18 protein-coding genes are annotated in these 17,726 nt (G+C 70.7%); 5 read left to right on the forward strand and 13 right to left on the reverse strand.

The genetic code is table 11. The annotated features are described in order from the left end of the window. Positions 1-618, forward strand: a complete 618-nt coding sequence (locus ACFHNC_RS06945; protein ID WP_437168497.1) for a pyridoxamine 5'-phosphate oxidase family protein — start codon at positions 1-3, stop codon at positions 616-618. A 6-nt stretch (positions 619-624) separates the two neighbouring features. Here the strand turns inward: ACFHNC_RS06945 and ACFHNC_RS06950 are convergent, their stop codons facing one another. The 13 genes from ACFHNC_RS06950 to ACFHNC_RS07010 all read right to left on the reverse strand — a co-directional run bounded on the left by ACFHNC_RS06950 (position 625) and on the right by ACFHNC_RS07010 (position 13,048). Continuing rightward, positions 625-804, reverse strand: coding sequence for a hypothetical protein (locus ACFHNC_RS06950; RefSeq protein WP_437168498.1), 180 nt, complete (start codon positions 802-804; stop codon positions 625-627). 63 nt (positions 805-867) lie between these two features. Beyond that, positions 868-2,541 carry an acyl-CoA dehydrogenase family protein gene (locus ACFHNC_RS06955; protein ID WP_437168499.1) on the reverse strand — a complete coding sequence of 558 codons (1,674 nt, stop codon included), beginning with the start codon at positions 2,539-2,541 and terminating at the stop codon, positions 868-870. Between the two features lie 5 nt (positions 2,542-2,546). Continuing rightward, the gene (locus tag ACFHNC_RS06960) at positions 2,547-3,764 is read right to left on the reverse strand and encodes a CoA transferase (RefSeq protein WP_437168500.1); all 1,218 of its coding nucleotides are present in this window, start codon (positions 3,762-3,764) and stop codon (positions 2,547-2,549) included. Between the two features lie 29 nt (positions 3,765-3,793). Further along, positions 3,794-4,342: a BamA/TamA family outer membrane protein gene (locus ACFHNC_RS06965; protein WP_437168501.1), complete on the reverse strand. Its 549-nt coding sequence runs from the start codon at positions 4,340-4,342 to the stop codon at positions 3,794-3,796. Next, positions 4,290-5,510: a hypothetical protein gene (locus ACFHNC_RS06970; RefSeq protein WP_437168502.1), complete on the reverse strand. Its 1,221-nt coding sequence runs from the start codon at positions 5,508-5,510 to the stop codon at positions 4,290-4,292. The genes ACFHNC_RS06965 and ACFHNC_RS06970 overlap by 53 nt, the downstream gene beginning before the upstream one ends. Before the next feature lie 56 nt (positions 5,511-5,566). Next, the gene (locus ACFHNC_RS06975) at positions 5,567-6,355 is read right to left on the reverse strand and encodes a heme ABC transporter ATP-binding protein (RefSeq protein ID WP_437168503.1); all 789 of its coding nucleotides are present in this window, start codon (positions 6,353-6,355) and stop codon (positions 5,567-5,569) included. Positions 6,356-6,371: 16 nt separating this feature from the next. Then, complete coding sequence (locus tag ACFHNC_RS06980) at positions 6,372-7,445, reverse strand: FecCD family ABC transporter permease (RefSeq protein ID WP_437168504.1); 1,074 nt, start codon at positions 7,443-7,445, stop codon at positions 6,372-6,374. Next, positions 7,445-8,311: a heme/hemin ABC transporter substrate-binding protein gene (locus ACFHNC_RS06985; RefSeq protein ID WP_437168505.1), complete on the reverse strand. Its 867-nt coding sequence runs from the start codon at positions 8,309-8,311 to the stop codon at positions 7,445-7,447. The genes ACFHNC_RS06980 and ACFHNC_RS06985 overlap by 1 nt, the downstream gene beginning before the upstream one ends. Continuing rightward, on the reverse strand, positions 8,311-9,339 hold the full coding sequence (locus ACFHNC_RS06990; protein WP_437168506.1) for a hemin-degrading factor: 1,029 nt from the start codon (positions 9,337-9,339) through the stop codon (positions 8,311-8,313). The genes ACFHNC_RS06985 and ACFHNC_RS06990 overlap by 1 nt, the downstream gene beginning before the upstream one ends. An 18-nt stretch (positions 9,340-9,357) precedes the next feature. Further along, positions 9,358-11,370 (reverse strand): TonB-dependent hemoglobin/transferrin/lactoferrin family receptor, encoded by a 2,013-nt coding sequence (locus tag ACFHNC_RS06995; RefSeq protein ID WP_437168507.1) that lies wholly within the window; start codon positions 11,368-11,370, stop codon positions 9,358-9,360. Between the two features lie 81 nt (positions 11,371-11,451). Continuing rightward, positions 11,452-11,634 carry a hemin uptake protein HemP gene (gene hemP, locus ACFHNC_RS07000; RefSeq protein ID WP_437168508.1) on the reverse strand — a complete coding sequence of 61 codons (183 nt, stop codon included), beginning with the start codon at positions 11,632-11,634 and terminating at the stop codon, positions 11,452-11,454. A gap of 103 nt (positions 11,635-11,737) precedes the next feature. Next, on the reverse strand, positions 11,738-12,088 hold the full coding sequence (locus ACFHNC_RS07005) for a hypothetical protein (RefSeq protein WP_437168509.1): 351 nt from the start codon (positions 12,086-12,088) through the stop codon (positions 11,738-11,740). Between the two features lie 21 nt (positions 12,089-12,109). Continuing rightward, positions 12,110-13,048, reverse strand: coding sequence for a LysR family transcriptional regulator (locus tag ACFHNC_RS07010; RefSeq protein ID WP_437168510.1), 939 nt, complete (start codon positions 13,046-13,048; stop codon positions 12,110-12,112). A gap of 129 nt (positions 13,049-13,177) precedes the next feature. Between ACFHNC_RS07010 and ACFHNC_RS07015 the strand changes: the two genes are divergently transcribed. The 4 genes from ACFHNC_RS07015 (at position 13,178) to ACFHNC_RS07030 (ending at position 17,725) form a co-directional block, all read left to right on the forward strand. Further along, the gene (locus ACFHNC_RS07015; RefSeq protein ID WP_437168511.1) at positions 13,178-14,719 is read left to right on the forward strand and encodes an MmgE/PrpD family protein; all 1,542 of its coding nucleotides are present in this window, start codon (positions 13,178-13,180) and stop codon (positions 14,717-14,719) included. A 78-nt stretch (positions 14,720-14,797) separates the two neighbouring features. Then, positions 14,798-15,928 (forward strand): bifunctional 2-methylcitrate synthase/citrate synthase, encoded by a 1,131-nt coding sequence (locus tag ACFHNC_RS07020; RefSeq protein WP_305669952.1) that lies wholly within the window; start codon positions 14,798-14,800, stop codon positions 15,926-15,928. A gap of 531 nt (positions 15,929-16,459) precedes the next feature. Then, positions 16,460-17,179 carry a hypothetical protein gene (locus ACFHNC_RS07025; RefSeq protein WP_437168512.1) on the forward strand — a complete coding sequence of 240 codons (720 nt, stop codon included), beginning with the start codon at positions 16,460-16,462 and terminating at the stop codon, positions 17,177-17,179. A 75-nt stretch (positions 17,180-17,254) separates the two neighbouring features. Then, a complete protein-coding gene (locus tag ACFHNC_RS07030) occupies positions 17,255-17,725 on the forward strand; it encodes a GNAT family N-acetyltransferase (protein WP_437168513.1) in 471 nt (156 codons plus the stop codon). Position 17,726: the final 1 nt, after the last annotated feature.

Consider the following 17,726-nt stretch of genomic DNA (forward strand, 5'->3'; position numbering starts at 1 on the left):
ATGCGCGACCCGCATGCAGTGCACAGCCTGGCGGCGCTGGAGGCGCTGTATGGCGAGGCGGTGCCGGCTTCCTTGCAGAAGGTCCGGCGCGACCTCGATGTGCCGAGCCGCGATTTCATCGCCCACAGCCCCTTCTGCATCCTGTCCACGCGCGGCGCTGATGGCGCGGTGCATGGCACGCCGCGCGGCGATGCGCCGGGCTTCGTCACCGTACTGTCCGGCACCGAACTCGCCATGCCGGATCGGCGCGGCAACAACCGGCTGGACGCGCTGCGCGACATCATCGGCGATCCGCGCGTGGCGCTGCTGTTCCTGATCCCTGGCGTCGGGGAGACGCTGCGGGTGGCCGGCCACGCCACCATCACCACCGACCCGGCGCTATGTGCGCGGCTGGCGGAGCAGGGCAAGCGGCCCGCCACGGTGCTGCGGATTGCGGTGGAGGAAGTGTTTTTTCAATGCGCCCGCGCGCTGCTGCGCTCGGCGCTCTGGGGCGATACGCCGCGCCCGGCCGGGGTGCCGACCGCGGGCCAGTTCCTGAAATCGGCCACCGCCGGCGCCTTCGATGCCGAGACCTATGACCGGGAGGCCCCGGCCCGCCTCGCCGCCAACCTGTACTGAGGCCGCCTACAGGGCATCCGGCGGGTCACGTCGCTGCATCCAGGTGATCAGGGCCATCACCAGGCCGATCACGCCCGCCACCAGGGCGACGCCAAGCAGCGCCAGCGATACGCCGAACTGCAGCATGCGCGCCAAAAGCCCCAGCGCCGCTAGCAGCACGGCGATCCCGATCACCCATCGTAGCATTCTGTGCAGTATCCCTCGGCTGAGCCATCACAGCGCGCCGAGGGTGTCAGGGTTCCGATACCTTCAGTTGATGCGGCCGAGCATCCCCCGGACGATAACCTGCGCCTGGATCTCCGCCGCGCCCTCGAAGATCGACAGGATGCGGGCGTCGCACAGCACGCGGCTGATCGGGTATTCCACCGCATAGCCGTTGCCGCCATGGATCTGCAGCGCGCAATCGGCATTGGACCAGGCGACGCGCGCGGCGAGCAGCTTGGCCATGCCGGCCTCGATGTCGCAGCGCCGGTCGGCATCCTTCTGGCGGGCGGAGAAATAGGTGAGCTGCCGCGCCATCATCGTCTCCGTCACCATCCAGGCCAGCTTGGCGTAGACGCGCGGGAAGTGCTGGATGGTCTTGCCGAACTGGTTGCGGCCCTCGGCGTAATGCGCCGCCAGCTCGATCGCATTGCGCGCCACGCCCAGCGCGCGGGCGGCGGTCTGGATGCGGGCGCTTTCGAAGGTCTCCATGAGCTGCTTGAAGCCGCGGCCCTCGACGCCGCCAAGTAGGTTGGCCACCGGCACCTCGAAGCCGTCGAAGGTGATCTCGTATTCCTTCATGCCGCGATAGCCGAGCACGGGAATCTCGGTGCCCGCCATGCCCTCGGCGGGGAAGGGGTTCTCATCCGTGCCGCGCGGCTTCTCCGCCAGCAGCATGGACAGGCCCTGGTAGCCCGGCGCGTTCGGGTCGGTGCGGACCAGCAGCGTCATCAGGTCGGACCGCGCGCCATGGGTGATCCAGGTCTTCGCGCCGTAGACCTTGTAGACATCGCCGACGCGCACCGCGCGGGTCTTCAGGCTGCCGAGGTCGGAGCCGGTATCGGGTTCGGTGAAAACCGCGGTCGGCAGGATCTCGCCGCTCGCGATGCCGGCCATGAAGCGGCCCTGCTGGTCCGGCGTGCCGGCCAGGCGGATCAGCTCCGCCGCGATCTCGGACCGGGTGCCGAGCGAGCCGACGCCGAGATAGGCGCCCGACAGCGCCTCCGACACCAGGCACATCGCCACCTTGCCGAGGCCGAGGCCGCCGAATTCCTCCGGCACCGTCAGGCCGAAGACGCCCATCTCGGCCAGCTTCTGGACCGTCGGCATCGGGATCAGCTCGTCATTGCGGTGCCAATCCTGGGCGAAGGGCTCGATCTCATTGGCGGCGAAGCGCAGGAAGGTGGCCTGCGTCGCCTCCAGCATCTCATCTTCCAGGTGATCGGCGCCGAGCAGGTTTTCCGTGGCGGATTTCGCCAGCAGGCGACGCGCGGCATCCAGCGCTTCCAGGTCGGACAGCGCGGCCAGCGCAGGGTCGGCCTGGAAGCGGGCCAGCGCCTCCGCCGGCACGCCCATATCGGCGGGGCGGATGATTTCCGTCTGGCTCATCGGGATGCCGCCCGCAAGCTGCGCCAAATATTCGGCGAAACCGAGATGCAGGATGGCCTGTTCCAGCGCGCCGAAGCGCCCGGCGCGGTCCAGCCGCTGCGCCCAGGCCAGCGTCTCCCGCAATGCCGCCACATAGGTGGCCTGCCAGGCGAGGCCGTGGCCGGCGAGTTGGTGGCGTTCCAGCAAGGCGCCGCTGACCTTGCCCTGGGGGGCCAGCAGCGCGGCGAGCGCGCCGCGCGTCACCTCATGCAGCCGCTCCGCCGCTTCAAGCCCGGCGGAGGCGCGGGCGAACAGGTCGCGGGTGGTGCTGGTATTGGCCACGATCTGGTCCATCCGTTTCACTCCTTCGGGCCGGCTATGGTGCCGGCATCATGCAGCTTGCCGATGGCGGAGGTGGTGAGGCCGAGCACTTCCGCCAGCACTTGTTCCGTGTGTTCGCCGAGCCTTGGTGCCGGTGCGGCGGGCGCGCGTTCGTCGAAACCCAGCGGCACGGCGGGGGCGAGGATGTCGCCCACGCCAGACTGGGCGATGGTGGTGAACATGGGGTTGGCAGTCGAACACCGCGCATCCTCCCGCACCAACTGCCCGAAATCCTGATACGGCCCCCACAGCACGCCGGTGCCCGCGAAGGCCTCGCCGATCTGCGCCAACGTGTGCCGCGCGAACCAGGGGGCGAGCACGGCATTGATGGCGTGGCGCGCCTCGAACCGGCCGCCCTCGTCGTTCAGATCGACATCCAGCATCGGGCCGATCATCGCGATCTTGGCGGTGAGGCCGGTGGCCTTGCCGACCGCCGCCCATTGCCGGTTGGAGATGGCACAGACCATCACCCGGCGGCCGTCCTTGGTCGGAAAATCCCGCCCCCAGGCGCCGTACAGATCATTGCCCATGGCCGGGCGCACCGAATCATTCACCTGCACATCGGCGACGTAGCCAAGCGTGGCGACCGAGGCGAGCATCACATCGGACAGCGCCAGCGTCACCTCTCGCCCCTTGCCATCGCGTCGCCGCGCGCGTTCGGCGCCGAGCAGGCCGGTGGCCAGATACAGCCCCGCCGCGATGTCCCAGGCCGGCAGCACATGGTTCACCGGATCGCCGCCCGGGCCGGTGGCGGTGGGGAAGCCGCTGGCGCAGTTCACCGTATAGTCCACGGCGCCGGAACCATCGTGGTTGCCGGTCAGGCGCAGCATGATCAGGTCCTCGCGGTGCTTGGACAGTTCCGCATGGCTCATCCAGCCGCTGGCCGGCAGGTTGGTCAGCAGGATGCCCGTGCCCTGGCCGGGGGCCCCAGGGGAACAGATCAGCGCGCGGGCAAGCTCCCGCCCTTCCGGCTTGTGCAGCGCCAGCGCCACGCTGCGCTTCGATTTGTTGAGGCCGGTCCAGTACAGCGACGTTCCGGTGGGGGCCAGCGGCCAGCGGCGGTAGTCGATATTGCCGCCGATCGGGTCGATGCGGATCACCTCCGCCCCCATCTGCGCCAGCGTCATCCCGCCGATCGGCGCCGCGATGAAGGCGGAGACTTCCACCACCCGGAGATCGCTGAGAAAGCCTGCCATGTGAAACCCCCGGATAGTGCCGGGGTGGTTTAGAACCGGATCAGCAGGCGGGTAAACACCGCCCCCTCATCCAATGCACGCACGCCAGCGCCTTCCGGCTGGCGCGTGATTCGGCGCAATCCTTCGATCTCGATCTGCGCTTGCTCCGAGAGTTGCAGCCGCACCCCGCCACCCCAGGAAGCCAGGCGCCGCGCCCCGGCATCGTTGCCACTATCGGTGGCGCGGGCCTCGTCGCGGAACAGGTAAAGCTGCACGCCGCGCGGGTCGGCCGACCAGCGCAGGGTGAGATGGGTAGCGGCCTGAAGCTCCAGGCTGCCGGCGATGGCGCGGTCGCCCGCCAATTGTCCGGCGAAGAAGCCGCGACCCAGCCGGTTGCCGCCGAGGTAGAATTTCTCCGCCGGCGGCAGCGCATCATCCGCCCATTGCACGGCGCCGGCGCCATAGGCCGAGATCATCCAGCCTGGCGCCGGCTGGAACAGCGGTTGCAGCCGGGTGGCCTCCGCCACCGCGCGGAAGAAGCCGAAATCACTGCCGAAGCGCGCGCTGGTGCCGTGGCTGCCGCTGCTGGCGCCGAACACCTCCAGCCCCCGATGCAGGCGCAGGCTGGCGGTGCTGGTCGCGGCGGCGGGGGAAGCCGAGCCAGGCGTCCCGCACCTCACCCTCCACCCCCAGCCGCAGGGCGCGCACCGCATCCCGGCTGGCGCGTTCGCGCGGCGCGCCCTCGCCAGCACGTAGCTTCACGAGGCTTTCGAAGGCATCGAGCTGCGCCGTCAGCGTCAGGTTGCGCGGGCGGGACCGGATCAGCGGTTGGCTCAAGGCGAGGCCCGCCACGCGCGTCTCACCGGCATAGCCCAGCGCTGCCAGCGCCCCGCCCGGCGCCGCCCGCCCGGCACCCGCGAAGCCGCGCAGCCGCAGGCCGGATGCGCCGAGGAAGACTTCGTGGCTGAACTGGCCGAAGCTCTGGCCGTGCTGGTCGGATTGGAACAGTGCCAGTTCGCTGCGTTCGCCGCGGCTGGTGAAGGCGTTCAACTGACCCACCACAAGCCCCTGCCAGGCGCCGGTGGCGGGGTTGCCGCGATTGTCCAGGCTCGCGAAGCCGGACAATGCCCGGCGTTCCAGCCGCACCAGCAGTTCCAGCGCGCCTGGTTCGCCATCCATGGGCCGTAGCAGGCCGCGGGCGGTGAGGCCGGGGATGTCGCCCGCCAACAGCAAGGCACGTTCCAGCGCGGCATGGGGCAGGGGGCGTTGGCCGATCAGCGGTTCCAGGAAGCGTCGCACCTGACGCTCCGCCGGGCCGATGGCGCCTTCCAGCGCGAGGGCGGCGACGAAGCCCTCCGTCACCGTCAGCAGCAGGTCGGCACGGCCTTCCTCGTCGGCTGAGAGGCTGGCGCCGACCGCGACATAGGCGAATCCGGCCGCGCGATAGGCGGCCAGCACGGCTAGGCGCGCGGCCTCGATCTCGGCAAGCGTCACCTCGCGCCCGGCCAGCCCCTGCGGTAGCGGGACGGGCAGCGAGGTATTGTCGGCGATCCGCACGGCGCCCAGCGGCACACGGCGCTGCGCGCCGGGCCCGGTGGCGGCCAGGGGTTCGGGTGGCAGCAGGGCCGGGCCGAGGCTGGGGGCGGGTTTGGGGGCAACGCGCTCGATCAGGCCCGGCTGCGGCGGCGGTGCTTGCGCCAGCGCCGGCGCGGCCAGGATCGTGGCGAGCAGGGCCGCGCAGGCACGGCTTCTCGAATCGCCCCGCAATGCGCCCGCCTTCACCCGAATCCCACAACCTGTGCGCGATCACCCTGACGGAACGTCTACCCCGGCGTCAACGCACCTTCGGCGAGCATCGGGATCGGGCCGAGGCCGGGAAGATGGCGGAAGGGCAGGCCATAGACCCGCTCCAGCAGCGCCGTGTCCAGCGCCACATCGGGTGGGCCGCAGGCCAGCAGCCTGCCCTGTTCCAGCAGCGCCACCCGGTCCGCCACAAAGGCGGCTTCCTGCAGGTCATGCAGCACCACCAGCACGGCCAGCCCCCGCCGCGCCAGGCGGCGCAGCAGGCGCAGCAGCGCGGCGCGGTGGCCGGCATCCAGGCTGGCGGTGGGCTCGTCCAGCATCAGCGCGGCGGGCATGCCGGCGCCATCGAGCTGCGCCAGCGCGCGCGCCAGATGTACCCGCTGGCGTTCGCCGCCCGAAAGCGTGGCATGGGCGCGGTGGGCGAGATGGGTCACATCGGCCTCCGCCAGCGCCGCTGCGATGGCCGCCGCATCGCGCTCCGTCTCCGCCGGGTGGCCGTGCCAGGGCAGGCGGCCGAGCGCCACCACCTCCCGCGCCAGCATCGGGAAGGCCACGCCGACATGCTGGCCAAGCACCGCGCGGCGCCGCGCCAGGTCGCGCGGGTGCCAGGCAGGCAGGGGGCGGCCTTCGAGGCAGACAGTTCCGGCGCCGGGCGAGACCTCGCCAGCCAGGATTTTCAGCAGCGTGGATTTGCCGGCGCCGTTCGGGCCGGCGAGCACCAGCACCTCGCCCGGCCGCATCGCCACCGAGACATCCGCCAGCAATGCGCGGCCGCCGGCCTTCAGGCCGATGCCTTCCGCCGCGATCATGCCCCAGCCCTCGACATCATGGTGACGCGCCTGCGGCGCGACGGCGCAGCAGCCACAGGAAGAAGGGCGCGCCGATCAACCCGGTCACCACGCCGACCGGCAGTTCCGCCGGCGCCGCGAGGCTGCGCGCGGCGAGATCGGCCAGCACCAGCAGCGCGCCGCCGAGCAACGCGGACCCCGGCAGCACCAGCCGGTGGCCGGAGCCGAAGCCCAGCCGCAGCAGATGCGGCACCACCAACCCCACAAAGCCGATCAGCCCGGTGAAGGCGACGCCCGCGGCGACCGCGATGGCGGCCAGCGTTACCGCCACGCGCTTCACGGCCTCCACCCGGTGGCCAAGATGGAAGGCCTCCGCCTCGCCCAGCAGCAGCGCATCCAGCGGGCGGGCCAGCGCGATCAGGCCGAGCGTCGGCAGTCCGACCAGCGCGGCCACCACCGGCACCTGTTCCCACCGCGCCCCGGCCAGGCTGCCCAAGGTCCAGAAGGTGATGTCGCGCACCTGGCGGTCATCGGCGGTGAAGATCAGCAGCCCGGTCAGCGCCCCGGCCAGCGCATTCACCGCGACACCCGCCAGCAGCAGCGTCGCCACGCCGGTGACGCCGCCGACACTGCCGAGACGCGCCATCAGCAGCGTCGCGGCCAGCCCGCCAATGAAGCCGGCCAACGGCAGCATCCACAGCCCGAGCGCGCCCGCCGCCGCACCGAACAGCGTGGCGCCGAAGACGATGGCGGCCACCGCCGCAAGCGCCGCGCCGGCGGAGACGCCGATCAACCCGGGATCCGCCAGCGGATTGCGGAACAGCCCCTGCATGGCGGCCCCCGCCGCGCCCAGCCCCGCGCCGATGATCGCCGCCAGCAGCACGCGCGGCGCGCGGATCACGCCGAGCACGGCGGCATCGCGTCGGAAGGCATCCGGCACATCGGCAAGGCCCAGCGCATCGGCCAGCACCGCGCCCAGCCCGCCGGGGGAGATGCGCGCCGGGCCGAGCAGCACGCCGGCCGCCATCGCCGCCAGCAGCACGGCCACGCCGCCGAGCAGCACCCATGGCGTGTGGTCCGCCTTGGCGGGCACGATCCGGGCGATATGCATCACACCCAGGGCCGCGCGGGCAGGGCGGGAAGATTGGCGCCGGGGTGCAGAAGAGCAGCCATGTCGCGCCGTGCATGCGCCGCGCGCGGGCCGAAATTGAGCAGGTAGGACCCCTCCAGCGCCACCACGCGCCGCGCGGCGGCGGCGGGCGTCACGGCGAGTGCGGTGGCACGCAGCACGCCATCGATGCCACCGGCCTCGACCAAGGCGTGGTCCATCATGACGATCGCATCCGGCGCCCGCTGCGCGGCGGATTCGGCAGAAAGTGGGCGGTAGCCCTGGAAGTCGGTCACGCAGTTCTCCGCCCCCACCGCCGCCAGCAGCGCATCGGCATGGGTGTTGCGGCCGGAGACCAGCGGCGCGCCACGCGCGGCCGAAAGCACGAACAGCGCTCGCACCGGCCGCAGCGCGGCAATCGGGGAATCCAGCGCGGCCCAGTCGCCCGCCACCGCATCCGCCAGCGCGCTGCCATCCTGGCCGAGCGCCGTGGCGATGGCGGCAATCTTGCGCCGCACCGCCGCCGCGCCCGCGCCATCCGGAATCATCGTCACCGGCGCACCGGCCGCGCGCAGCACGGCGATGGATTGCGGCGGTCCGGCTTCATCCGACAGCAGCAGCAGGTCCGGGTTCAGCGAGACCAGCCCTTCGGGTGCCAAGGCGCGCAGGTAGCCCACCTGCGGCAGCGCCCGCGTGGCGGCGGGGAACTGGCTGGTGCTGTCCACCGCCACCACCTGCGAACCGGCGCCGAGCGCGAAGACTGTCTCCGTCACCGCGCCCCCCACCGTGATGATCCGCGCCGCATCCGCGCGCGCAGGGCCGGCGAAGGGAAGGCTCGCGGCCAGGCCGAGCAGGGTGCGGCGCTGCATCACGCGGCGCGCTCGGACGGCCAGGGCGTGCCAGACACATCGGCCACCACGGCGCGCCAATCCTCGCGTTCCGCCTGGCCCGGCTTGCGGGCGCCGAACATCATGGCGACCGTCTCGCCCGCCGCGTCCAGCAGTTCGATGCTGGTCACGTCGCCATCGGCGGTCGGCTTCACCACGCGCCAGACCTCGGCCACGCCTGCCTCACGCAGATGCAGGTTGAAGCTGGGGTCCAGCACGTTGAACCAGCCCGGCGTGGCGCGCAGGCGGGATACCGGGCCGGTGTGGATCTGGATGGCGCTGCGGTTGCCGACGAAGATCATGATCGGCACCTCCGCGGCCGCCGAGCTCTGCAAGGTGGCAACGGCGGCGGAGGGCGGCAGGCGCAGCGCCAGATCCTCGCCCACCAGCCGGAAAGCCTGGCGGCGGCTGGCCTGGTGGCGGCGCAGCAGGGTGATGAAGTCGTGCGTGTCCTGCAGCGCCTGCCAGTCCTCGCGCAGCTTCGCCTGGTCCACCGGGGTCTCAGTGGCGGGCGCGGCCGGCTCGGCGGCGGTCATCGGCGGCAGGGCGGCCGCCAGCGCGGTGAACTCGGCGACTACCGCATCCCAGCCGGCCTTGTCGGTCTCGCCGGTGGCGAAGATCTTGTGGGCGGCGTTGCCGTCCTTGTCGAAGATCTGGATCGAGGGACGCTCGCCACCCAGCGCATAGGCATGCGCCCAGCGGCCGGGGAACAGCCGCAGGTCGATATCCGGGCCGAGCACCAGGATGTGCCCGGGGCCGGAGGAGACATCGACGAAGTGGCCATGGCGCTCATGCACCGCATGCTCGTTGCGCGTCAGGCACATGATGCCGCCGAGCCGCGGCATCGCGGCGAATAGCGCGCCCCATTCAGTTTTCAGGGGTGTCGCCGCGCCGGTGACGCCGGCGGCGACCAGCGCCGCCTCCGTCGTTCCCAGGCGCTGCGCCGCGTCGCGCACCCGGACGGGGCCGGATTGCAGCAGGTCCGCGTAGCGTTCGTTGAGGCTGGGCATGTCCTGGTCTCCCCTGGATCAGAAGCTGACGCGCACGGCGCCGCGGATGTTACGGCCGAGATCGTAGAAGGGCGGCGAGGGGTCGCTGTTCCAGTTGGCGCGGCGGTAGGCCTCGTCGAAGACATTGTCGATCGCGACCGAAAGCCGGACATTCGGCGCAGCATTCGGCGTCCAGGATGCGTGCAGGTCGAGCAGCCCGTAGCCGCTGGTGCGCTGCGCCACGCCCGGCACATTCGGCGCGCGGTCCTGTTCCGCTGTCGCGGTGATGCGGCCGCCGACCACGACGCCGTGGTCGAGGAAGCGGTAGCCGCCGGACAGGGTCACGCGATGCGCCGGGATGGAGGCCAGCGGCTGGTCGGTGACGCGGTTGTCACCCTTCAGCGCCGCGGCGCCGATGCCGGCATACCAGAAGCCCGCATCATACTGCGCCTCCGCCTCCACACCCTCGATCCGCGCGCTGGCGACATTGGCGGAGACGGTGCTGGTCCGCAGCACGGTCTGCTCGATGAAGTCGTCCACATCGTTGCGGAAGGCCGCGACGCGGATGCGGAGGCGGTCGCCGCCCTGGAACACGTCCGAGAAGCGGAGATTGGCGCCGACTTCCTTGTTGCGCGAAACCTCGGGCCGCAGATTCGGGTTGGGGATGAAGTTGTTGCCCGGGAAATGCTGGCCGCCGACATACAGCTCGGTCAGCGACGGAGCCCGAAAACCCTCGGCATAGCTGACATAGGGCTGCAGCCAGGGCGTCACCTGCCAGGCGAGCGAGACGCGCGGTGAGGCACGTTCGGAACTGCGGTCGTTGCGGCCATCCGGGCTTTCCTGCTCGAAGCGATCGAGGCGCACGCCCGGTGTCAGGGTGAAATTGCCGAGGCCGATCTCATCCTGGATGAAGAAGGCGGTGATGGACTGCTCGGCGGAAGGGAATTGTGCCCGCGCCACGCCATTGGCGCGGCCTTCCTGCTCGTCCCGGTAGATTTCCGTGCCGAAGGTCAGCACATGGCGGGTCGGGCCGAGGGCGAAGCGGGAGGTGTTCTGGGCATCCACGCCGATGGTCGTCAGCTCCGTCCGGTCGCGCACACGGGTTCCGGTCAGGCGCTGTTCCGTCAGGTCCACATGGGTGCGGTAGAGCACCACCTGCGGGTTGAACAGCGGGTTGGCCGGATCCTCGTAGGACCAGCGGAAGGACAGGTTTTCCGAGACCGTGTCGCGGTCGGTGATGCCCGTCGTCGTCGCGGTGTTGGCCGAGATCGGAATCTCGTGGTCGTCGCGGAAGCGCAGCGCGGAGAGCTGGAAGCGGTGGTTGCCGGGATTCCAGCCGAGCTTGCCGAGCAGCGAGACCGCCTCGTCCCCGGTGAAGGGAATGGTGTTGTCCGCGCCGTCGCGGAAATTGTTGTTGGTGAAGCCGGCAATGGCGCCGAGCACGCTGAAGTCACCCGCCCGCGCGCCGAGCGCCAGGCTGCCGCGCGGCCCGTTGCCCTGGCTCTGCCAGCCAGCGCCGAGCGTGCCGCCGAAGCTCGCACCCGGCTGGAGGATGTCCTCCACCTCGATGGTCCGCAGGGAAATGGCGCCGCCCAGCGCGCCGGAGCCATACAGGGTGGAGGCCGGGCCGCGCAGCACCTCGACCTGGCGCAGCAGATCCGGGTCCACGAAGGTGCGGCCGCGATGGCCGGCGTTGAAATTGTTCCGCGCCCCATCGGTCCGCAGCACGATTCGCGCATCACCCAGGCCGCGAATGGTCGGCTGCAAGGCGGTGGTGCGCGGCGCGCCGGAGGATTCGACGCCCGGAATATCCTGGATCAGATCGATCACGCTGCGCGCGTCGCGGCGTTCGATCTCCTCCCGCCCCACCACGGTCACCGGGGCGGCGACATCGCCGGAGACGGCGCGGGTGCGGGTGGCGGTGGTGGTGATGGCATCCAGCGGCGTGACGGCGGCGCCGGTGGTGGGGGCCTGCTGCGCCGCGGCGGGACCTGCGGCGAGGGCGATGATGGCAGCGGTAAGCTGGGCTGAGGCGAGCCGGCGATCGGCCATGGGGGCGCTCCGAGGGAAAATCGGGGCCTGGCTGGCTTCGGCGTGAACGGACGCGTCGGGCTGGCTTGGCGGGAAGGGCGGTTACTTGGTGAGGATCAGCTTGTCGTTGCTGGTCAGGCGCAGGCGGTAGGTGTCGCCGTTGTGCTGGATCAGCAGTTCACGCCCGCCCCGCAGCAGGTCCGTGCTCTGGACCCGCGCGGCATCCTGGCTGGCGGTGGCGCTGATCGCGGCGGTGTCCCCGGGCGTGGCGGCGGGTTCGGTCATGCTGGGGGTCCATCGGGACAGTGGCCCGCGGCAGATACAGCAAATGAGAGTCATTCGCAATAGAGGGCACGCCGGGTGGCGCCGGTTACCCGGCGCCAGGCCCTCAGCCGCCGCGCGGGCTGCGCGGCCGGCCGCGCCTGATCACCTGCGCGCCGCGCCCACCGCGGCTTTCGGCGGCCAGCGCCAGGGTGGCGGAGGCGTCCGCCGCCTCGGCTTCCTGCAAGGTCTCGGGCGGCGGCGCCGCGACTTCGCCGGCTGTGGCGCCGAGCAGGGGCGTCAGCGTGCCATGCGTCTCGTAGAAGCCGCTATCGGCCCGCTGGGCGAGGTGCGGCACGCCATCGATGCGGAAGATGCGGCGCTGCATGGTGAGACGGGCCACCTGGTCGTCGGTGGCGGGGATGAAGGCGCAGCCCGCCGAGCGGGCCGACCGGAGCTGTTCGGGGGATAGGTCCATGCGAACCCGTTAGCGCATCCGTCAGGCTTTGTCTGCGGTCGTCCCCGCCTGTTGTTGTTCCGGCGCCTGCGGAAACAGGGACTCGGCCAGGGCCAGCGCCAGCCGGGTGGCCTCACTCTCCCGCTCCGCATGCCAGGCGAGCGCCACGCCCACCGCATGGATCGGCCCGGCGAGCGCCCGGAAGGCGACTCCGGGCGGCCGCAGCCGTGCCATGCCGGCGGAGACCAGCGCGACGCCAAGCCCCGCCGCGACGAAGCCGAGCTGCGCCATCGCGGAGCCGACCTCGCGTTCCGCCCTGGGCGCGAATCCTGCATCGCGGCAGGCGGCGACCATGGCGTCCGAATAGGCGGGGCTGATGGCGCGCGGCAGCACCAGCATCGGCTCATCGGCCAGCGCCGCCAAGTCGAGCGGACCTTCGCCATCGGCCAGCGGATGCGCTGCGGGCAGGGCGGCGGCCAGCACATCCCGCCCCAGGCTGCGCAGCCGCACCGGGTGACGGTCCCGCTCCAGCCGCAGCAGCGCCAAATCGACCTCGCCCCGGCGCAGCGCCTCCACCGCATCGGCCGTGTCCATCTCCCGCACCGCGATGGCGGAGGAAGGGCGGGCCGCCTGCAGGCCGCGGACCAGCGGCGGCAGGTAGTCGAACAGGGCGGAGGTGACGCAGGCGAGCGCCACCGGCGCGTGGCGCCCGGCGCGCAATTCGCGCGCGAGCTGTTCGAGCTGCCCGGCCCCTTCGGCGAGGCGGCGCGCCAGCGGCAGCAGCGCCTCCCCGGCTCGGGTCGGGCGCGCGCCCTTGCCGGTGCGGTCCAGCAGCCGCACGCCGAGTTCGCGTTCCAGCGCCTGAATCTGCGCCGTCAGCGGTGGCTGCGAAATGCCGAGCCGTGCGGCGGCGCGACCGAAATGCCCTTCCTCGGCCACGGCGAGGAAATGGCCGAGGCGTCGGACCAGACGGAAATCCATGGTGGGTTCAGCCTTGCGCGATACGGAAACCGTATCGCGTTGTCATGCCAATCGGAATGGACGATGACGGGCGCGCGGTCCACAAGACCAGCCGCCAGTATTTGCACGGCAGATCGAGGAACAAGACGCATGAAGATGCACCCGGTGAAGGTCCACCCCTCCAAGGCGCTGCTCAAGCGCGAGGATCAGCTCGCCTGGAAGATGGCGGGCGTGGCGACCGACAAGGTGGCGGTGCCGAAGGACACCACCGCGATGATCATCAACCGGATCATCGACAATGCGAGCGTCGCGATCGCCGCCATCAACCGCCGCCCCGTCGTCTCCGCCCGCGGCATGGCGCTGGGCCACGCCAAGAAGGCCGGTGGCGCCACGGTGTTCGGCGTGAAGTCCGGCGCCACGGTTTCCCCCGAATGGGCAGCCTGGGCAAATGGCACGGCGGTGCGTGAGCTCGACATGCACGACACCTTCCTGGCCGCCGACTACTCCCACCCCGGCGACAACATCCCCCCCGTTCTGGCGGTGGCGCAGGCGATGGGGCGCTCGGGCAAGGATCTGGTTCGCGGCCTGGCCACGGCGTACGAGCTCCATATCAACCTCGTGAAGGCGATCTGCCTGCATGAGCACAAGGTGGACCATATCGCCCATCTCTGCCCGGCGGCGGCAGCCGGCATCGGCACGCTGCTCGGTCTGAAGCAGGAGGTGGTGTTCCAATCCATCCAGCAGGCGCTGCACACCAGCGTCTCCTTCCGCCAGTCCCGCAAGGGCGAGATCAGCTCCTGGAAGGCCTATGCCCCGGCCCATGCCGGCAAGCTGGCGGTGGAAGCCGTGGACCGCTGCATGCGCGGCGAGGGTGCGCCGAGCCCGATCTATGAAGGCGAGGATTCGGTCATCGCCTGGGTGCTCTCGGGCCGCACGCAGGCCGACAGCAAGGGCCGCAAGACGGTGTTCGACCCCACCTACTACGAGGTGCCGCTGCCCGAGACCGGCGAGGGCAAGCGCGCGATCCTGGACAGCTACACCAAGGAACACAGCGCCGAATACCAGTCCCAGGCGCTGATCGACCTGGCCTTCCGGATGCGGGAGGAGATCCAGGACATGGAGGCGATCGAGAAGATCATCATTCACACCAGCCACCACACCCACTACGTGATCGGCACCGGCGCCAACGACCCGCAGAAAATGGACCCGAAGGCGAGCCGGGAGACGCTGGACCACTCCATCATGTACATCTTCGCCGTCGCCCTGCAGGACGGCACCTGGCACCATGTGGACAGCTACACGCCGAAGCGCGCCGGCCGCGCCGATACCGTGCGCCTGTGGCACAAGATCGAGACCACGGAAGACCCGGAGTGGACCCGCAAGTACCACTCCCGCGACCCCGAGGAACTGTCCTTCGGCGGCCGCGTCGAGATCATCATGAAGGATGGAACGCGGCTGGTGGATGAGCTGGGCGTGGCGAATGCCCACCCGAACGGCGCCCGCCCCTTCGGGCGGGAGCAGTACATCGGCAAGTTCCTCATCCTCACCAACGGCATCATCACGACGCGGGAGCAGAACCGCTTCCTCGAACTGGTGCAGGATCTGCCGAAGCTGACGGCGGAGCAGCTGGCCGGGCTGAACGTGGCGCTGCCGGCGGGCACGCTGGCGGATGCCAAGCCGGGCATCTTCTGACCGCACCCGCGGAGAGGAATGAGAGGGAGCCGGCCGGCGCGATCCGGCCGCTCCCCCGCCGAAACACGGAGAAACCCAATGACCGAGCCGACCATCTACAAGGGCCTCGTCGGCGTCTATGCCGATGTGTCCGCCGTCTCCAAGGTGATGCCGGAGACCAACAGCCTGACCTATCGCGGCTACGCCGTGCAGGATCTGTGCGAGGAGACGGATTTCGAGCAGGTCGCCTATCTGCTGTGGCACGGGGAACTCCCCACCGCCGCGCAGCTTGAGGCCTTCCGGGCGGAGGAACGCGCGAACCGCGCGCTGTCCCCCGCGCTGCTGCGCGTGCTGCGGGACTTCCCGAAGGACGCGCACCCGATGGACGCCATCCGCACCGCCGTGTCCTTCATGGGCATGGAGGATCCGGAATCGGCCGATGTCTCCGACGCCGCCCAGCGCCGCAAGGCCATGCGCCTGTTCGCCAAGGCGCCGACCGCGGTGGCCGCCGCCAACCGGCTTTCCAAAGGGCTGGAGCCGATCGAGCCGGACGCCTCGCTGCCCTATTGCGAGAACTTCTTCCACCTGGTGTTCGGCAAGGTCCCGCAGCCGGAGGTGATCAAATCCTTCGACGTGTCGATGATCCTCTACGCCGAGCACACCTTCAACGCCTCGACCTTCACGGCGCGGACGGTCACCTCGACCGGCGCCGACATCCACGGCGCCATCGCGGCCGGCATCGCCGCACTGAAGGGGCCGCTGCATGGCGGCGCCAACGAAGCCGTGATGCATATGCTGAAGGAAGTCGGCAGCCCGGAAGCGGCGGTGGACTGGCTGGAAGGCAAGTTCGACCATCGCGCCCTGGTGATGGGCTTCGGCCATCGCGTCTACAAGAGCGGTGACTCGCGCGTCCCCACGATGACCAAATACGCCGAGAAAATGGCGGAGGTCGTCGGGGACCGGCGCTGGATGGAGACCAGCCGCGTGCTGGCGAAGCAGATGCTGGAGCGGAAGAACATCCACCCGAACCTCGATTTCCCGGCGGGCCCTGCCTACTACCTGATGGGTTTCGACATCCCGATGTTCACGCCGATCTTCGTCTGCTCCCGCATCACCGGCTGGGCGGCGCATGTGTTCGAACAGGCCGCCGACAACCGGCTGATCCGCCCGCTGTCGCACTATACCGGTGTCGAGCAGCGCGCGGTTCCGTCGCTTGCCGCAAGGGGTTAACGCATTCCTGCCGCGCCGGTGAAAGCCGGCGCGGCACCTTCAAACGGCGCGCGTGCAACGCGCTTTGGGCGACGCAGATGCACAGCATCGCCGCCCGCGCTGCACAGCACTTGCACAAGTCTGCACGGCTTTCGTGCGATTCCGTTTGACAGGCAGGTGACGCGCACGGATAGCGTGGCGTTGCACGCATCGCTTGACGCGATTCGCGCAGGGACTTCGCTGCCGTAGGGCGACGCAGAACCGGCGCAGCACGACAACGGAGCACGCAGCAGGAAAGGATCGGTCCATGGACCGCAGGCTTGTGGGGCAGAGGATCGTGCAGCGCACGCCGCGTCCCGCACCGTCGCATGGCGGGTGCCGGCGTGACGTGGATCGCGGCAGCAGTCGCACGGCCCGAACGGGTTTCGTGCCGACCGCGGAACCGCATGCTCCATACCTGACTTTGTGGGGTGTGACGCGGCGCCAGCCGGGCAGCCGCGCCAGCACCAGCGGAACACCATCACCGGAACTGAAGCGGAGACCCATATCATCATGACCGACATCAACGACACGATCGCGACGGAGGAGGCCGCACCGCGCGCCCAGCCGATGGCGATGGCCGCTGCCCGCAAGACGGCGAAAAAGCCGGCTGCCAAGAAGCCCGCCGCGAAGAAGCCCGCTGCGAAGAAGGCCGCTGCGCCGAAGAAGGCCGCCGCGCCGAAGAAGGCCGCGAGCGCCAAGAAGCCGGCCGCGAAGAAGGCCGCGCCGAAGAAGGCTGCCGCTGTGAAGAAGGCCGCGCCGAAGAAGGCCGCGACCGCGAAGAAGGCTGCGCCGAAGAAGGCTGCGACGAAGAAGGCCGCACCGAAGAAGGCCGCCGCCGCGAAGAAGCCCGCTGCCCGCAAGGCTGCCGCGCCGAAGAAGGCTGCGACTGCGAAGAAGCCCGCCGCCCGCAAGGCCGCCGCGCCGAAGAAGGCCGCACCGAAGAAGGCCGCGACCGCGAAGAAGCCCGCCGCCCGCAAGGCTGCCGCGCCGAAGAAGGCCGCGAGCGCCAAGAAGCCTGCCGCCCGCGCCGCCGCGCCGCGCAAGGCCGCAGCCCCCAGGAAGGCCGCCGCGCCGCGCAAGCCTTCGCCGACCGCTGCTGCCAAGGCCGCCACCTCCGCCCGTTCGGAAGCCGCCCGCAAGGGTGCCGCGACCCGCGCCGCGAAGAAGGCCGCCGCCGCTGCCGCTTCTGCCGCCGACGCACCGGCGACGACGCCCGAGGCCGCTTCCTAAGCCTCTCGGTCCATACCAGCGAAGGGCGTCGCTCGCATGCGGGCGGCGCCCTTCGCACGTCTGGAGCCTGTACGCATGACGCCGCACATCACCGCCCTGCCACGCGACCAGCGCCACCGCCTGGCGCCGCTGCTGGCGCTCTATGCGCAGGAAATGCGCGACGTCCTCACCGGCGCGGAGGTCGCGACGCCGGAGGCGCAGGCGGCGCTGCTGGCGCGCCACCCGGCGGCAGAGGTGCTGCTGGCGGAGGATGCGGAGGGCCGCGCGCTCGGCTTCGCCATCCTGTTCGACCTGCCGGAGGTCGTCTTCGCCCGAAGCTGCGGCAACCTCGATGATCTGTTCGTCCGGCCAGAGGCACGCGGGCAGGGCGTGGCGCGCGCATTGATCGCAGCGGCCATTGCGGAGGGCCGGAAGCGCGGCTGGAGCCATCTGCGCTGGATCGTGCCGGAGGCCGATGTCGCCGCCATCGCGCTGTATGAACGCATCGCGACCCGCGCCGATTGGCGCAGCTACGTGGTGCGGCTGGACCCAGCCGCGTCGCTGTAGC

The sequence above is a fragment of the Falsiroseomonas sp. E2-1-a4 genome (genome assembly GCF_051433165.1).
Lineage (GTDB): Bacteria > Pseudomonadota > Alphaproteobacteria > Acetobacterales > Acetobacteraceae > Falsiroseomonas.

Bases quoted from the DNA above. Each gene is read 5' to 3' on its own strand.
- ACFHNC_RS06960 (WP_437168500.1), bottom strand. From the start codon at position 3,764: ATGGCAGGCTTTCTCAGCGATCTCCGGGTGGTGGAAGTCTCCGCCTTC.
- ACFHNC_RS06945 (WP_437168497.1), top strand. From the start codon at position 1: ATGCGCGACCCGCATGCAGTGCACAGCCTGGCGGCGCTGGAGGCGCTG.
- ACFHNC_RS06950 (WP_437168498.1), bottom strand. From the start codon at position 804: ATGCTACGATGGGTGATCGGGATCGCCGTGCTGCTAGCGGCGCTGGGG.
- ACFHNC_RS07015 (WP_437168511.1), top strand. From the start codon at position 13,178: ATGAAGATGCACCCGGTGAAGGTCCACCCCTCCAAGGCGCTGCTCAAG.
- ACFHNC_RS07025 (WP_437168512.1), top strand. From the start codon at position 16,460: ATGACCGACATCAACGACACGATCGCGACGGAGGAGGCCGCACCGCGC.
- ACFHNC_RS06980 (WP_437168504.1), bottom strand. From the start codon at position 7,445: ATGCATATCGCCCGGATCGTGCCCGCCAAGGCGGACCACACGCCATGG.
- ACFHNC_RS07020 (WP_305669952.1), top strand. From the start codon at position 14,798: ATGACCGAGCCGACCATCTACAAGGGCCTCGTCGGCGTCTATGCCGAT.
- ACFHNC_RS07030 (WP_437168513.1), top strand. From the start codon at position 17,255: ATGACGCCGCACATCACCGCCCTGCCACGCGACCAGCGCCACCGCCTG.
- hemP (WP_437168508.1), bottom strand. From the start codon at position 11,634: ATGACCGAACCCGCCGCCACGCCCGGGGACACCGCCGCGATCAGCGCC.
- ACFHNC_RS06995 (WP_437168507.1), bottom strand. From the start codon at position 11,370: ATGGCCGATCGCCGGCTCGCCTCAGCCCAGCTTACCGCTGCCATCATC.
- ACFHNC_RS07010 (WP_437168510.1), bottom strand. From the start codon at position 13,048: ATGGATTTCCGTCTGGTCCGACGCCTCGGCCATTTCCTCGCCGTGGCC.
- ACFHNC_RS06955 (WP_437168499.1), bottom strand. From the start codon at position 2,541: ATGGACCAGATCGTGGCCAATACCAGCACCACCCGCGACCTGTTCGCC.
- ACFHNC_RS06985 (WP_437168505.1), bottom strand. From the start codon at position 8,311: ATGCAGCGCCGCACCCTGCTCGGCCTGGCCGCGAGCCTTCCCTTCGCC.
- ACFHNC_RS06990 (WP_437168506.1), bottom strand. From the start codon at position 9,339: ATGCCCAGCCTCAACGAACGCTACGCGGACCTGCTGCAATCCGGCCCC.
- ACFHNC_RS07005 (WP_437168509.1), bottom strand. From the start codon at position 12,088: ATGGACCTATCCCCCGAACAGCTCCGGTCGGCCCGCTCGGCGGGCTGC.
- ACFHNC_RS06975 (WP_437168503.1), bottom strand. From the start codon at position 6,355: ATGATCGCGGCGGAAGGCATCGGCCTGAAGGCCGGCGGCCGCGCATTG.